The following is a 14,898-nucleotide window of genomic DNA, read 5'->3' on the forward strand; positions in this document are numbered from 1 at the left end:
CGACCACGGCCGACGCGGGTGTCAGATCACCCGGTCGCGCCGGAGGCCCTCGATGTCTTCGTCGCTCAGCCCGAATTCACCGAGCACCTCGGCCGTGTCCTGCCCCAGCACCATCGGCGGCGCATTCCGGATCGGCAGGGTCTCGGCGTCCACCCAGAACGGACCCCGGACCAGTGGCACTTCACCGCCGTCCGGCGCGGTTACCGGCTGCACCATCTTCAGCGCCTGCACCTGGGGGTCGGCGAAGGCCTGATCGATCGTGTGGACGGGACCGCACGGGATGCCCGCCGCGCGAATCGACGTCACCCATTCGGCGGCCGGCCGCACCGACAGCAGTTCGAGAAGTTCCTTGGTGAGCCGATCGCGGTGTGCGAGTCGTGATTGGCCGGTGCGGTATTCGGGCCGGTCGGCGAGTTCGGGATCCCCGAGAACCTGGCACAGCGACACCCAGTGCCGGTCCGAGCCGGTCGCGATGATGATGGGGAAATCGGCCGTGTCGAACGTGCCGTACGGCGTGATGGTGGGATGTGTGTTTCCGTTCGGTTCCGCGACGCGTCCGGTGCTCAGGTAGTTCTGCGCCTGGAACGACATGATCGACAGGGCCGATTCGAGCAGCGACGTCTGCACGTGATGGCCGGCGCCGTCATTGCCCCGGGACACGAGTGCCGCCGTGATGCCCAGCGCCGCATAGATACCGGACACCGTGTCGATGATCGGGACGCCGACGCGCATCGGCGTGTGGTCGCCGGCGCCGGTCACCGACATCAGACCCGACATGCCCTGCGCCACCTGATCGAGACCCGGTGAGAACTGCTCGGGTCCGGTCGGGCCGAAACCGCTGACACTCATGACGATCACCCCGGGATTGTCCTCGGCGAGCGACTCCTGGTCGAGTCCCATGTCCGCGAGGACGCCGGGACGGAAATTCTCCACGATGACGTCCACGTCGACGGCCATGCGGCGCAGCAGTTTCCGGCCCTGCTCGCTGCGCATGTCGAGTGCGACGGAGCGTTTGCCGCGGTTGACGGACGCGAAGTACAGGCTGTCGCTGCCGTCGAACGGCGGCCACTGCCGGGAACTGTCGCCACCGGAACGGGCCTCGACCTTGATGATGTCGGCGCCGAAATCCGACAGCAGTGCCGTGCACAGCGGACCGGCGAGGGCCCGCGTGAGGTCGAGGACCCGGATCCCGTTGAGCAACTGATTCATGGTGGATCCTCGGTTCTCTGTGAAGGAAGGGGGACCGTCCGAGAATTGCGGAGACGCCGAACGATAGCGATGGCGAGAATGCACAAGCGGCCGCTGGGGATTTCGGCGCATTGTGTGCCGCGGCCGCCGGTCGCCACCGGTTAGCGTGAGGTTCCCGACGAATCACCCGAGGAGTACGAGACGATGCGCGACATCCTGACGGGCTTGGAAGCGTGGTTCGACCGCGGCGAGAATTTCGTCCTCGCCACGGTGGTGCGCACCTGGAAATCGTCTCCGCGGGCACCGGGCGCGGCGATGGCCGTGTCGGAATCCGGTGAGGTGCTCGGAAGTGTGTCCGGTGGGTGTGTCGAGAGCGCGCTGTACGAGACGGCGCGGGACGTGCTGGCCGACGGGCGCAGCCGGACGGAAGTGTTCTGCGTCGCGGACGACGACGCGATCGGTGTCGGTCTCACGTGCGGCGGCACCATCGAGGTTTTCGTTCAGCGCATCGGGAGCAGCGACTTCCCGGACTTCGCGGACGTGGCCCGAAGGATCCGTGGCGGTGAGTCGATCGCCGTCGTGACGGAGACCGGTGACGGTTCACGGACCCGGCGCAGCGTGATCACCGGGGACGCACTCGCGGGCGACCTCGACCTGCCCGAGACCGGTGTCGAGGATGTCCGCCGTCGTCTCGACGCCGGTGAGTCGCTGGTATATCAACTGCAGTCCGAGACGGTGTGCATGGTCGAGATCTTCGCGCCCCCACCGCGGATGTACATCTTCGGGGCCATCGACTTCGCCGCGGCCATGTGCTCGCTGGGCGCATTCGCCGGCTACCACGTCACGGTGATCGACGCCCGCGCCGTGTTCGCGACGCGCGCCCGGTTCCCGGACGCCGACGACGTCGTCGTGATGTGGCCGCACCGGTTCCTCGAGACCGCGCCGGTCGACCACCGGACGGTCCTCGCGGTGCTCACCCACGACGAGAAATTCGACATCCCGCTGCTGGGCCTGGCCCTCCGATCGGACGCCGCGTACATCGGCGCGATGGGCAGCCGGGCCACGCACGAACGCCGGGTCTCCTTGCTGCGCGAACAAGGGACGACCGCGGCGGAGCTGGCGCGGCTGCATTCACCGATCGGCCTCGACCTGGGTGCCCGCACCCCGGAGGAGACCGCGGTGTCGATCCTCGCCGAGATGATGAAGACGACCCGGGGCACGTCGGGGCGGGGGCTCCAGCAGCTGAGCGGTCCGATTCACCGTGATGCGCCGGCCGGGACCGGCCGTCCGCTCGAGTGCACCGCGTGACCATCGTTTGACGGGTATTCGGGTCGCGACTTAAGGTCACACTTTCGCGCCGTCCGGGGCGAGTGTCGTATCAGGTGAGCAGGGTGTTGCAGTGACGACGAGGGATGTCGGTAGTTCCGCTCCCGGATTCCGCGCAGCCGCCGACACCGGCGACGGGCCTGGTCCGGGCGTTGCGCCGCAATCGTTCGCCGACGTGCTGGTGTCCGATCTCCTCGTCTCCCCGACCCTGGTCGCCGGCGCGACCGGCACCTCGCGTGAGGTGTCGAACGTCGCCGTGATGGCGGTGCCGGACATCGGACCGTGGCTCCGGACCGGACAGTTGCTGCTCACCACGTCCGCGGTTCTCGGCCGGCTGGTCGAGCCGATCGACGCGTTTCTCGCCCGGCTCGACAGGCGGGGCGTCTCCGGGCTCGCCGTCCGGCTCGACGACCCCACCGCGACGCTGCCGGCCGAGATGTCCGACGCGGCCGACGAACTCGGGCTTCCCGTCGTCGTGGTCGAGGACCTGTACTCGCAGGCACACCCGCTGGCGGGTGCGCTCGCGGAGTTGTCGGCCCGGCAGGTCGACGCCGTGTTCGAGGCGGACCGGTTGCGGAGAGTGCTCGTCGACGTCGTGATGGCCGGCGGTGGATTCGCCGAACTCGCCGTCGCCGTCCACGGTGAACTGGGCGGGGCCGTGCTGATCACGACACCCGACGGACGTCAGCTGTGCCGTGCCGGGGACGAGTCCGAGCTGAACCGGCTGGCGTCGAGTGCGGCGCTCGACTCCACCGGCCGGGTCCGCACCGATTCGACGGAGGGCGGGCTCGGTCTGCACCGGCTGGGTCACGAGTTCATCGCAGTGTCAGCGATTTCGGCCAACGGCATCGATCACGGGCGGTTGGTGCACTTCAGCACCGGGCACCCGCTGCGCAGCGAAGACCTGTATCTCGTCGAGCAGGCTGCGGCGGTGTGCGCCCTGGTGGTCGCCCGCGAACTCGTCGTGTCCTCGGTGGAGGAGAAGCACCGCGCGAACTTCGTGCGGGACCTGCTGCTCGGCCGCGGCGGCGAACACGAGCACGTCGTCGCGCACGCCAAGACGTTCGGCTGGGACCTGGACCGTCCCGTGGTCGTCGTGGTGATCGAACCCGATCCGGTCGGTGAGGACGAGCCGTCGATGCCCACCCGGATGCCGCTTGTCGAGCGGCAGGCGCGGGCATTCACGAGCGCCGTCGCGGGCCGGGACACGGGCGCCGCCGTCACCGCACTGGCGACGGAGACGGTGATCCTGATGGGTGTCGGCACCGACACGATGAACCTGGTCCACGAACTGGTCGCGTACGTGCGCGGCGACGGCGGCGGTGGGCGCAGGCCCTTCGGGGTGGGGGTGTCCCGGCCGACGGATTCGGTGGACGGCATCCCGGCCCTCTACGGCCAGGCCCGAACCGCGCTGAAGGTGGGACGGCAGATCACCGGCGCCTGGGCCGTGACGCATTTCGACGACCTCGGCGTCTACCGGCTGCTGAGCCTCGTCGAGGACGACCGGGAACTCGAGTCGTTCGCCTCCGAGACCCTCCGCGAACTGACCGCCGACACACCCGAGGCGCAGGACATGCGGCGCACCCTCGAGGTGCTGCTCGCCACCAACATCAACATCGCCGAAACCGCACGTCAACTCCACTTTCACTACAACACCCTGCGGTACCGGGTGGTGAAGCTGGAGAAGATGCTCGGGTCGTTCACCGATCACCCCGAATTGCGCCTCGACCTGTCGCTCGCCCTCAAGATCATGGCGATGCGCGGCATCAATTCCTAAAGTTGCCAATTTCGCCGGGCACGCACTGGCAGATTCTTCTCACGCCGGGTGGCTGACGCTGTAATAACGTTTCCCTCCTATCGAGGTGCAACTGTGACATGCGGCACATCATCGAAGCTGGCCGCCGGCACCCCTGCACCGTCACCTGTCTGAAAGGTCCCCCTATGCCTATCTGGACACTGCACGGAGATGGCAAGACCATCGCGCCCGGGGAGGTCGTGGCTCCGAGCGAACGGCTCAGCTGGGGTCGCACGATCGGGCTCGGCGGCCAGCACGTGGTCTCGATGTTCGGGGCCACGTTCGTCTTCCCGATCATCATGGGTCTCAATCCTCAACTGGCCGTAATGTTGTCGGGTTTCTGCACCCTCTTCTTCCTGCTGGTCGTCAAGGGTCGGATTCCCAGCTACCTGGGGACGTCGGCCGCGTTCGTCGGCGGCATCGCCGCCATCCGCGCCCAGGGCGGCACCTCCGCGCAGGTGACGGGGGCGATCCTGGTGTCGGGTCTCGTGCTCGCCGGGATCGGCGTGCTGATCCACTTCCTCGGCGGCGGGGTGGTGTTCAAGATCCTGCCGCCCGTGGTCACCGGCGCCGTCGTCATGTTGATCGGGTTCAACCTGGCCCCGGTCGTGGCCGGAACCTACTGGCCGCAGGACCAGTGGGTCGCGTTGACGGTGATGGTGGTGCTGGTGGTGGCGAGCGTCGCGCTCCGCGGGTTCCTCGGGCGGGTCGCGATCTTCCTGACGCTGCTCTTCGGATACGTGCTGTCGTGGGTGCTCGACCTGACGACCGGCATGATCACGTCGTACGACCCGGTCGCCGGCGGGGTCACCGAACACTTCCGCGTCAACTGGGACGGAGTCTCCTCGGCGTCGTGGATCGGGCTGCCGCCGTTCTCCGACGAGGCGAACGGCATCGTGGGCATCCACGCGCCGTCGTTCAGTCTCACGTTCATCGTCCTCGTGCTGCCCGGTGTGATCGCCCTGATCGCGGAGAACGCCGGACACGTCAAGGCCGTCGCCGAGATCACCAAGACCGACCTCGACCCGATGATGGGACGCGCCCTGATCGGCGACGGCCTGGCCACCACCATCGCGACCAGCGTCGGCGGATCCCCGACGACCACGTACGCCGAGAACATCGGCGTCATGGCCGCGACGAAGGTGTATTCGACGGCCGCGTACGCCGCGGCGGGCGTCATTGCGATGCTACTGGGGTTCTCCCCCAAGTTCGGTGCCGTCATCTCCGCGACCCCCGGCGGTGTGCTCGGCGGAATCACGGTGGTGCTCTACGGGATCATCGGCCTGCTCGGCGCGAAGATCTGGAAGGAGAACGGCGTCGACTTCGGCAACCCGCTCAACCTGATGCCCATCGCCGCCGGCCTGATCATCGCGATCGGTGACACGGAGCTGACGTTCACGGACAGCTTCTCCCTCAGCGGCATCGCGCTCGGCACGATCGTGGTGATCGGGATGTACCACCTGTGCCGCGTCATCGCCCCGAAGGACGCCGACCACGTGGGGGCAGGCGGTCACACCCCGAAGCCGACCGCGGACGACGGAACGGCCCCCGATCGGGTCGGTCAGCTCACGTGATCTGCCATCGGTGGGACGTGAGTTTTGTCACTAGTTCACGAAACGTCGAGCGTACGATACGGGCAGGATCTGAGGAATGAAACCGTCGCCACTGACTTATCACCGACCTCGGTCGATCGACGAGGCCTGTCAGATCCTCGCGGACGTGGCTCACGAGGGAAAGGTGCTCGCGGGCGGGCAGTCGCTGATCCCGTTGCTGTCCATGCGGCTGGCCGCGCCGGCGCACCTCGTCGACATCGGATCCATCCCCCGGCTGGACGCGGTGTCGTCGTCACGTGAGCTCGGTGTCACGTTCGACGCACTGGCCACCCACTCGGTGCTCGAGGCCGACCGCGGTGCCGCGCAGGTGCAGCCGCTGATCGGCCGCGGGCTGCGTCTCGTCGCACACCCGACCATCCGCAACCGCGGCACGACGGTCGGCTCGATCGTCCACGCCGACCCGTCCGCCGAGATGCCGGCCGTGCTCGCGCTGCTCGGTGGCTCGGTCAGCGTGCGTTCGGTGCGCGGGGTCCGGGAGATCCGCTCGACCGACCTGTTCGCCGGGCCGCTCGAAACCACGCTCGAGGCGGACGAGATCGCCACGAGCGTCACCGTCCCGGCCGCCGAGCCCGGTGTCGGGACGGCGATCGACGAGATCGCCCGCAGGCACGGCGACTACGCGCTCGTCGGGGTCGCGGCGCAGGTGCGGGTCGAAGGCGGTGCGGTCGCGGAGGCCCGGATGACGTACGTGTCGGCCGGCGAACTCGGTGAGGTCGTCGACTACACGGATGTGCTGCGGGGTGCGTCCGCGACGGACGACCGGGACCCGTTGTGGCGGAATCTGTCCGAGTTCGCGCGGGAGCGGATCGACACCGAGCCCGACATTCACGCCACCGCGCGGTACCGGTCGCAGCTGGTGGCGGCGCTGACCGCCCGGGTCGGGTTCGCGGCCGCGCAGGATGCAGTGCTCGACGGTGCCGCCGTGCACGCGTCGGCGGGAGGAAGGTGACCATGGCAAAGGCAACGGGCAGCATCGACGAGCAACTCGCCGAACTGCAGGAGGAGACGGGCGAACAGCACGTCGCGGTGACGTTCACGCTCAACGCGGTGACGCAGACGGTGGTGCTGCCGTCGCGCACGCTCGCGTCCGACGCGATCCGGCACCATCTGCGCCAGACGGGGACACACGTCGGCTGCGAGCACGGGGTCTGCGGCGCATGCACCGTGCTGCTCGACGGCAAACCCGTGCGGTCCTGTCTGGTGCTCGCGGCGAGCCTCGAGGGCAGGGCGGTCACCACCGTCGAGGGTCTCGTCGAGCCCGACGGCACCCTGCATCCGGTGCAGCAGGCGTTCATCGACTGCCACGGCCTGCAATGCGGATTCTGCACTCCCGGCTTCGTCACCACCATCGCCGCGTTCCTCGAGGAGAACGACTCGCCCACCCGCGAGGAGGCCACCGACGCGATCGCGGGAAACCTCTGCCGGTGCACCGGATACCAGAACATCAGGGCGGCCGTGCTGCGTGCCGCGGAGATCAAGCGCGAACGTTCGGGCGAGTTCCCGCTCGGCCAGGACGACGAGTCGTCGCGGGCCTCACTCGATCCGAAGGTCCGCGGCACGACCAACCCGGTCGGTGGAAGGGCAGGGCGAGCATGAGCGTCACGAAACCCCGCACCGAGCCCGCGCCCACCAAGGGTGCCGACGCGCCCGCCGCGTCGGAGAAGTTGTTCGGCAAGCCGATTCCCCGCACGGAGGACGCCCGGCTCCTGTCCGGCAACGGCCGCTACCTCGACGATCTGGGCCACAACGCGCTCATCGCCGCGTTCGTCCGGTCACCGCACGCGCATGCCCGCATCACGGGGATCGACATCGATGCTGCGCTCGATCTGCCCGGTGTGCACGCGATCTACACGTACGACGACCTCGTGGACGACTCCCCGGAGATGGCGGAGAACCTGCCCCTCCTGATCCCGCATCCGGCGATCACCGCCCCGCGCAACGGGTATCCGCTCGCCAAGGACGAGGTCAACCATGTCGGTGAGGCGATCGCGATGGTGGTCGCCGACAACCGGTACATCGCCGAGGACGCGTGCGCCAAGATCGACGTCACGTACGAGATGCTCCCACCGGTCGTGGGCATCGACGTGGCGCGGCAGGCGGACAACGCGGTGCACGCGGACGTCCCCGACAACGTCGCGGCGCACCTGCAGCACGGATTCGGCGACGTGGACGCGGAACTGGCGAACGCACCGCACCGGCTGACCCTGAACCTCGAGATCGAGCGGTCGGCGTCGATGCCGATGGAGGGCAAGGGCGTCTACGCGCGCTGGGACACCGACGAGCAGGCGCTCACGTTCTGGACGTCCACGCAGACGTCCACGTCGGCCCGTGCGGCGATCGCGGCACGACTGAAGATGGCGCACAACAAGGTCCACTGCATCGCACCCGACGTCGGTGGCGGCTTCGGCGTCAAGATCGTGCACCCGTGGCCGGAGGAGGTCATGGTCACCTGGGCCGCGCGGCGGCTCGGGACGGCGGGCATCTCGAGCGAGGTCAAATGGGTCGAGGACCGGCGCGAGCACTTCGTGTCGAGCGCGCACGAGCGCGGCCAGATCCAGGAAGTGACGGTCGGATTCGACGACGACGGCACACTCCTCGCGTTCGACTTCACGTTCTGGCACGACAACGGCGCCTACCTGCCGTACGGCATCATCGTCATGCTGAACACGTCGACGCAGGTGCTCGGGCCGTACAAGCCGAAATCGTTCCGGGTGGACGCGTACTCGCTGTACACGAACACGGTCATCGTCACGCCCTACCGCGGCGCCGGCCGCCCGCAGGCCGTGTTCGCGATGGAACGGGCGATGGACGCGATCGCGAAATATCTCGGCAAGGACGTCATCGAGGTCCGCGAACACAACTTCATCCGGCCCGAGGAGATGCCGTACGACTTCCACCTCACGTTCCAGGACGGCCGCCCGCTGATCTACGACACGGGCAACTACCAGGCCGGGATCGACAAGCTGAAGAAGCTCATCGACTGGGACGGGTTCGCCGAGTACAAGAAGCAGGCCACGGCGGAAGGCCGGGCCGTGGGCATCGGGATCGGCGCCTACGTGGAGGGCACCGGGCCGGGACCGTACGAGGGCGCCCACGTTCTCGTCGAGACGTCCGGGAAGGTCAAGGCCGCAACGGGTCTGACGACCCAGGGTCAGGGCCATCAGACGGCGTTCGCGCAGATCGTCGCGGACGATCTCGGCGTGCCGGTCACCGACGTGGAGATCGTCACCGGCGACACCCGCCGATTCGGCTATGCCGTCGGCACGTTCGCGTCCCGCGGCGCCGTGATGTCGGGTTCGGCGTTCCACGTGGCCGCGCAGATGGTGGCGGAGAAGGCCCGCACGATCGCCGGTGAGGCGCTGAACCTCGATCCCGCCGAACTGGAACTGCGCGGTGGGCACGTGTGCAAGATCGGCACGCTGCCCGGCGCCGAGGGCACGTCCATCTCGCTGGGTGTGGTCGCCGTGCTGTCGAACCCGCTGCGCTACGCGTTCGACGACGCGTCGAGGCAGGCCACCGGATTCGCGAAAGCCGACACGGACATGACGATTCCGCCGGTCCGGGAGGGCGAACAACCCGGGCTCGAGGCAACCGGCTACTACTCGCCGCCGACGTCGACGTTCGCATCCGGCGTGCACGCGGCGATCGTCGAAACCGATCCGGTGACGGCGGAGATCCACGTGCGGCGGTACGCCGTGATCCACGACTGCGGCAACGTCATCAACCCGCGGATCGTCGAGGGCCAGGTCATGGGCGCCGTCGCGCAGGGTGTCGGCGGCGCGCTGTACGAGAAGATCGTCTACGACGAGCACGGCCAGATGCTCAACGCGTCGTACATGGATTTCCTGATGCCGTTCGTCACCGAGATGCCCGACTCGCTCGAGATGGACCACACCGTCACCCCGTCCGGCCTCAATCCCCTCGGGATGAAGGGCGCAGGCGAGGCGGGCGTGATCCCGACGTCCGCCGTCATCGCGGCAGCGATCGAGGACGCCGAAGGCATCCCGATCACCTCCATGCCGATATCCCCGTCAGAGTTGTTCGAGCTTCGCCTCGCGCACGCGTCGTCACAGAGCAAGGAGAACGAATGAGAATCGCCGGCACCGCCCTACTGACGGCCCCACCGGAGGCCGTGTACGACAATCTGCAGGACGGACGGGTCCTCGCGGCGACCATCCCCGGGGTGCAGGCCCTCGAGCAGCTCAGCGACAACCATTACAAGTTGTCCATCACGGCGGGTGTCGCGTCCATCAAGGGCACCTATGACGGCGAAGTGATTCTGTCGCAGCAGAATCGGCCCGAGTCGTTCGTGATGACGGCATCGGGAGCCGGTGCCCCCGGCACCGTCAAGGCCGACGTGACGGTGCGGCTCGAGGAACGCGACGGCGGCACCCTGCTCAGCTACGACGCGGACGCCGTCGTCGGCGGCATGGTCGGCGGCGTCGGGCAGCGGATGATCACCGGCGTCGCGAAGAAGATGGCCGGGGTGTTCTTCAAGGGCATCGACGGCGTGATCGCCAACGGCATCCCGGCGGCCGAGGTCGCGGCGGCGCCGGGCGAGGTTCCGGCGGTCGCCGGCGTCGCGGGGGCGGCCCCGGTTCCCGCGGCGGCCGCAGCGCGGGTGCGGGTGCCCGAGGGCACCTCCACGGCAACCGTTCTCGCGTCGGCCGCACTCGGCGCGGGCATCGCCCTCGCCGGTGTTCTCGTCGGCGGCATCCTCGTGCGGGGCACCTGCTCGAAGTAGCGTCGCGAACACCTCGTCACACAGCACCCCGAACCGTCCGGTTCGGGGTGCTGTCGTCTGTCCGGGGCCTCCGGTCGCGGGCAGCGCCGAACGAGGACCGGTGAGTTCGGCGATATGTGACAAAGAAACCGGGCGGCGGACGCGGTGCAATTGCTGTACGCGAGACGAGCCCAGGAGGAATCGTGGAATCCAGAAAGATTCGGGTCGGTATCGACACCGGCGGAACATTCACCGACGTCGTGGCTGTGGACGAGGAGTCCGGAGCCGTCGTCACCACCAAGACACCCTCGACGCCTGCCGACCCGGCGCAGGGATTCCTCACCGGAATCGAGAAGGTGCTCGCCAAGCTCGGCGAGACCGGCGACGCGATCGGTGCCGTCAGCCACGGCACCACCGTCGCCACCAACAAGCTCCTCGAAGGCAAGGTCGAGAACCTCGGGTTCATCACCACCGAGGGCTACGAGCACGTCCTCGAGATCGCCCGCCAGTCCGTCCCCGACGGCTACGGCAACTCCTACTTCTGGGTCAAGCCCGACCGCATCGTCCCCGCCGACCGCGTCCGCACCATCGGCGGCCGGCTGGCGTTCGACGGCAGCGAGATCCGCCCCCTCGTCGAGGACGACGTCCGCAAAGCGGCCCGGTTCTTCGCCGAGCGGGGCATCCGCACCATCGGCGTGTGCCTCATGCACTCGTACGCAAACCCGAGCCACGAGAACCGCGTCCGGGATCTTCTGCTCGAGGAATACCCCGAGGCCACGGTGAGCATCTCCAGCCAGGTGCTGCGCGAGTACCGCGAATACGAGCGGTCCATCACCACGCTGGTCGACGCGGCCGTGAAGCCGAACATCCGCAACTACGTGAACAATATCGCGAACCGGCTGCGCGAGTTCTCCTCCGACGAGGGCGAAGCCCGTGACATCCCGTTCTACGTGATGAAGTCGAACGGTGGCGTGCTCTCCGCCAAGGAGGTCGTGCACCAGCCGATCACGACGGTGCTGTCCGGCCCCGCGGCCGGCGCGCTCGGTGCGGCGCTCATCGCGAGTGTCGCGGGTGTCGAGCAGGTCCTCACGTGCGACGGCGGCGGAACGTCGACCGACGTCACCGTCGTGGTCCGCGGTGAACCCGCGCTCACCACCGAGGGCCGGGTGGGGGCGTACCCGTCGAAGATCCCGATGATCGACGTCGTCACCGTCGGCGCCGGCGGTGGCTCCATCGCCTGGCAGACCCCTGAGGGCACGCTCCGTGTCGGACCGCAGTCGGCGGGCGCCGACCCCGGCCCGCTCTGCTACGGCAAGGGCGGCAGTGAGCCGACGATCACCGACGCCCACGTGCTGCTCGGCCGGATCCCACCCCACCTGCTCGGCGGCGAGATTCCCCTCGACACCGAACTGGCCCGCAAGGGCGTCGAGCAGCTCGCCCACCAGCTGAAGCTCGACTTCGAGGCGTGCGCCACCGGCATCCTCGAGGTCTCGGCGTGGAACCAGGCCAACGCGCTGCGGCAGATCACGGTCAAGCGCGGTCTCGACGTCCGCGACTTCACGCTGGTGACGTTCGGCGGATCCGGTTCGCTGCTCGCCTGCCGGCTCGTCGACATCCTCGGGCTCAAGGACGTCCTCGTTCCGTTGAACCCGGGCAACGTGTCCGCATTCGGTCTGCTCACGGTCGACGTCCGCAACGACTACGTGCAGACCCACGTCTGCAGGCACGACCGGTTGGAGATCGAGGAACTGCAGTCCGGGCTGGACGCGCTCGCCGCCGAGGCGGAACGCGCACTCGCCGACGAAGGCTTCGGCGAGGCGGAGCGCAAGTACGCGCGCTCGGCGGACCTGCGCTACCTCGGCCAGGCCTTCGAGGTCCGGGTGCCCGTCGGTGAAGGTCCCGTCACGCAGGAGTTGATGGACGAGGCCGCCGAACGGTTCCACCAGGCACACCAGGAGCTGTACGGCTACGACTTCCGCGGCGACCCGCACCAGCACGTCGAGTGGGTCAACCTGCGCGTCAGCGGCATCGGCCCGATCAAGCGCCCCACGCTGAACGAGATCGCGGCGGGGACCGGAGCCGAATCCGCCGTGACCGGCACCCGTCCGGCGTACTTCGACGAGTGGGTCACCACCCAGGTCTACGACCGGGCCCGGCTCGGCGCCGGCGACGTCCTCGAAGGTCCCGCGGTGATCGAGGAATTCAGCTCCACCATCCCCGTGCACCCCGGTTTCCAGGCGCGGATCGACACCTTCGGAAACATCCGCATCACCAAGATCGCCGACTCGAACGGAGCGAACCGATGACCGTCACCACCGAACCCGTTGCAGTGCAGGCGGTCAAGCCCTACCGGCTGACACCGGTCGACGGAACGACGCCCGACCCGGTGCTGGTGGAGATCGTCGCCGGCTACCTCGCCAGCGTCGAGATGGAGGTCGAGACGTCGATCTCGCGGACCTCCCGCTCCCCCATGATCCGCGACGCGCACGACTTCCGTGCCGGCATCCACGACCGCAACCTCCGGAAGCTCACGGGCCGTTCGTATTCGGCGCTGGTGCATCCGGTGGCGCGGGACTTCCCACTCGACACGATGAAGCCCGGCGACGTCTACTTCCACAACGACGTCTACCTGTCCGAAGGCGGCATCGGCCACCTCCCCGACCTCTGCGTCACCGTCCCGGTGTTCGCCACCCGGCCGGGCGATACGGAACCGTCCGTCGTCGCGTTCGTGCAGGCGTTCGGCCACCACGACGACATCGGCGGCTGCTGCCCGGGATCGATGCCCTCGGGTGCGACCACGGTGTACGAGGAGGGCCTGATGGTCCCGCCGATCAAGCTGTGGGATCAGGGGGTGCCCAACGAGGCGGCGCTGCGCATCATGACCCGCAACTCGCGGATGCCCGACGCGTTGGCCGCCGACCTCGACGCCGAGTGCTCGGCGTGCCTCATGGGCGCCCGTCGCCTCACCGAGCTGTTCGAGCGGTACGGCTGCGACACCGTCGAGGCCTGCTTCGACGCGATGATGGACGCGACCACCGAGACGTACCGGCGGGAGATCCTCAGCAAAATCCCCAAGGGGGAGTACACGTGGGAGGACTACGCCGAACACGACGGCGTCGACGAGCCCATGCTGCACCGGCAGCGGATCACGCTCACCAAGACCGGCCCCGAGGACGAGGGCGGCGAACGCCTCATCCTCGATTTCAACGGCACCGGCCCGCAGGCCAAGGGTCCCATCAACCACTGCGGTGACTACGCCGACGGCAACTTCCTCATCAAGTGGCTCGCGCCGATCCTCCGCAACCTCGCCGACAGTCCCGAGCGGATGGCGGAACTCGACGTCAACGAGGGTGTCGTGCCGTTGATCGAGATGAAGTTCCCGGAGAAGGGCACACTGATCACCCCGATCTTCCCGGCGCCCACCAACGCCCGGACGTTCGTGATCCTGCGGCTGCTCGGCGTGCTCGCCGGCGTCGTCGCCAAGGCCGTCGACGGGAACATGCCCGCCGACCAGGAGACCATCCGCTACACGGGGGTGTACGGCGAGGACTTCGACGGGCACTCGTACCTGATGCGGGAGGTGCTCGGCGGCGGGTCCGGCGGCAGGCACTACGCGGACGGTGAGGACACCATCCACGTCGTCCCCGACTCACGGAACCTGCCGACCGAATTCACCGAGAGCCGGTTCCCGTTCATCGTCGAGAAGCTCGGCCTGGCGAAGGACTCCGGCGGCGCCGGACGCTACCGCGGCGGCCTCGGCTACGAGAAGCACATCCGGATGCTCAAGGACGCGAACTTCATGTCCATCGCCGACCGCTCGATCCTCTCCTGCTGGGGAGTCAAGGGCGGCAAGGCCGGACGCCCCTTCTCGGTGGTCCTCGACCCGGGCGGCCCGAACGAGCGCGAGTTCGACGCGCTGACCGACGCCGAACCGATCAAGGCCGGCGAAGTGGTGCGCATCCGCACCACCGGTGGCGGCGGCTGGGGCGACCCGCTCGACCGTCCGATCGAGGAAGTCGTCCGGGACGTGCTGTGGGGCAAGGTGTCCGCGGAGGGCGCACGCGTCGACTACGGTGTGGTGCTCGCGTCGGCGACCGGGGAACCGGTCGCCGACGTCGACGCCACCGAGGCGCTGCGCGAGCAGATGCGCGCGGACCGCGGTCTGGACGAGCCGTTCTTCGACCGCGGTCCCGGCTACGAACGCCTCTCCGGCGGTGCGAAATTCGCCGAGTTCGACTTCATCGACCGGTGAT

10 protein-coding genes are annotated in these 14,898 nt (G+C 68.4%); 9 read left to right on the top strand and 1 reads right to left on the bottom strand.

Annotation, left to right across the window (positions count from 1 at the left end):
- Positions 1-21: 21 nt before the first annotated feature.
- Complete coding sequence (locus tag HGB39_RS20805) at positions 22-1,209, bottom strand: CaiB/BaiF CoA transferase family protein (RefSeq protein ID WP_005569716.1); 1,188 nt, start codon at positions 1,207-1,209, stop codon at positions 22-24.
- Positions 1,210-1,392: 183 nt separating this feature from the next.
- On the opposite strand from HGB39_RS20805, the gene HGB39_RS20810 reads away from it, so the two are divergent.
- From HGB39_RS20810 to HGB39_RS20850, 9 genes are all read left to right on the top strand, one after another.
- The gene (locus HGB39_RS20810) at positions 1,393-2,496 is read left to right on the top strand and encodes an XdhC family protein (RefSeq protein WP_005569715.1); all 1,104 of its coding nucleotides are present in this window, start codon (positions 1,393-1,395) and stop codon (positions 2,494-2,496) included.
- A 91-nt stretch (positions 2,497-2,587) separates the two neighbouring features.
- Positions 2,588-4,291, top strand: coding sequence for a PucR family transcriptional regulator (locus HGB39_RS20815; protein WP_005569714.1), 1,704 nt, complete (start codon positions 2,588-2,590; stop codon positions 4,289-4,291).
- Between the two features lie 164 nt (positions 4,292-4,455).
- Positions 4,456-5,883: a uracil-xanthine permease family protein gene (locus HGB39_RS20820; RefSeq protein ID WP_005569713.1), complete on the top strand. Its 1,428-nt coding sequence runs from the start codon at positions 4,456-4,458 to the stop codon at positions 5,881-5,883.
- A 76-nt stretch (positions 5,884-5,959) separates the two neighbouring features.
- Positions 5,960-6,871 (top strand): FAD binding domain-containing protein, encoded by a 912-nt coding sequence (locus HGB39_RS20825; RefSeq protein ID WP_005569712.1) that lies wholly within the window; start codon positions 5,960-5,962, stop codon positions 6,869-6,871.
- Between the two features lie 2 nt (positions 6,872-6,873).
- Positions 6,874-7,518, top strand: a complete 645-nt coding sequence (locus HGB39_RS20830) for a (2Fe-2S)-binding protein (protein ID WP_037203495.1) — start codon at positions 6,874-6,876, stop codon at positions 7,516-7,518.
- Positions 7,515-10,013 (top strand): aerobic carbon-monoxide dehydrogenase large subunit, encoded by a 2,499-nt coding sequence (gene cutA / locus HGB39_RS20835; RefSeq protein ID WP_005569711.1) that lies wholly within the window; start codon positions 7,515-7,517, stop codon positions 10,011-10,013. Before HGB39_RS20830 ends, cutA begins: the two co-directional genes overlap by 4 nt.
- A complete protein-coding gene (locus tag HGB39_RS20840) occupies positions 10,010-10,666 on the top strand; it encodes an SRPBCC family protein (RefSeq protein WP_005256040.1) in 657 nt (218 codons plus the stop codon). The genes cutA and HGB39_RS20840 overlap by 4 nt, the downstream gene beginning before the upstream one ends.
- Before the next feature lie 182 nt (positions 10,667-10,848).
- Positions 10,849-12,951, top strand: a complete 2,103-nt coding sequence (locus tag HGB39_RS20845; RefSeq protein ID WP_064080193.1) for a hydantoinase/oxoprolinase family protein — start codon at positions 10,849-10,851, stop codon at positions 12,949-12,951.
- Entirely contained in the window at positions 12,948-14,897 is a 1,950-nt protein-coding gene (locus HGB39_RS20850; RefSeq protein WP_005571234.1) for a hydantoinase B/oxoprolinase family protein, read from the top strand. The genes HGB39_RS20845 and HGB39_RS20850 overlap by 4 nt, the downstream gene beginning before the upstream one ends.
- Position 14,898: the final 1 nt, after the last annotated feature.

The sequence above is a fragment of the Rhodococcus opacus genome, assembly GCF_012396235.1.
Lineage (GTDB): Bacteria > Actinomycetota > Actinomycetes > Mycobacteriales > Mycobacteriaceae > Rhodococcus_F > Rhodococcus_F opacus.

Bases quoted from the DNA above. Each gene is read 5' to 3' on its own strand.
- HGB39_RS20805 (WP_005569716.1), bottom strand. From the start codon at position 1,209: ATGAATCAGTTGCTCAACGGGATCCGGGTCCTCGACCTCACGCGGGCC.
- HGB39_RS20810 (WP_005569715.1), top strand. From the start codon at position 1,393: ATGCGCGACATCCTGACGGGCTTGGAAGCGTGGTTCGACCGCGGCGAG.
- HGB39_RS20820 (WP_005569713.1), top strand. From the start codon at position 4,456: ATGCCTATCTGGACACTGCACGGAGATGGCAAGACCATCGCGCCCGGG.
- HGB39_RS20825 (WP_005569712.1), top strand. From the start codon at position 5,960: ATGAAACCGTCGCCACTGACTTATCACCGACCTCGGTCGATCGACGAG.
- HGB39_RS20830 (WP_037203495.1), top strand. From the start codon at position 6,874: ATGGCAAAGGCAACGGGCAGCATCGACGAGCAACTCGCCGAACTGCAG.
- cutA (WP_005569711.1), top strand. From the start codon at position 7,515: ATGAGCGTCACGAAACCCCGCACCGAGCCCGCGCCCACCAAGGGTGCC.
- HGB39_RS20840 (WP_005256040.1), top strand. From the start codon at position 10,010: ATGAGAATCGCCGGCACCGCCCTACTGACGGCCCCACCGGAGGCCGTG.
- HGB39_RS20850 (WP_005571234.1), top strand. From the start codon at position 12,948: ATGACCGTCACCACCGAACCCGTTGCAGTGCAGGCGGTCAAGCCCTAC.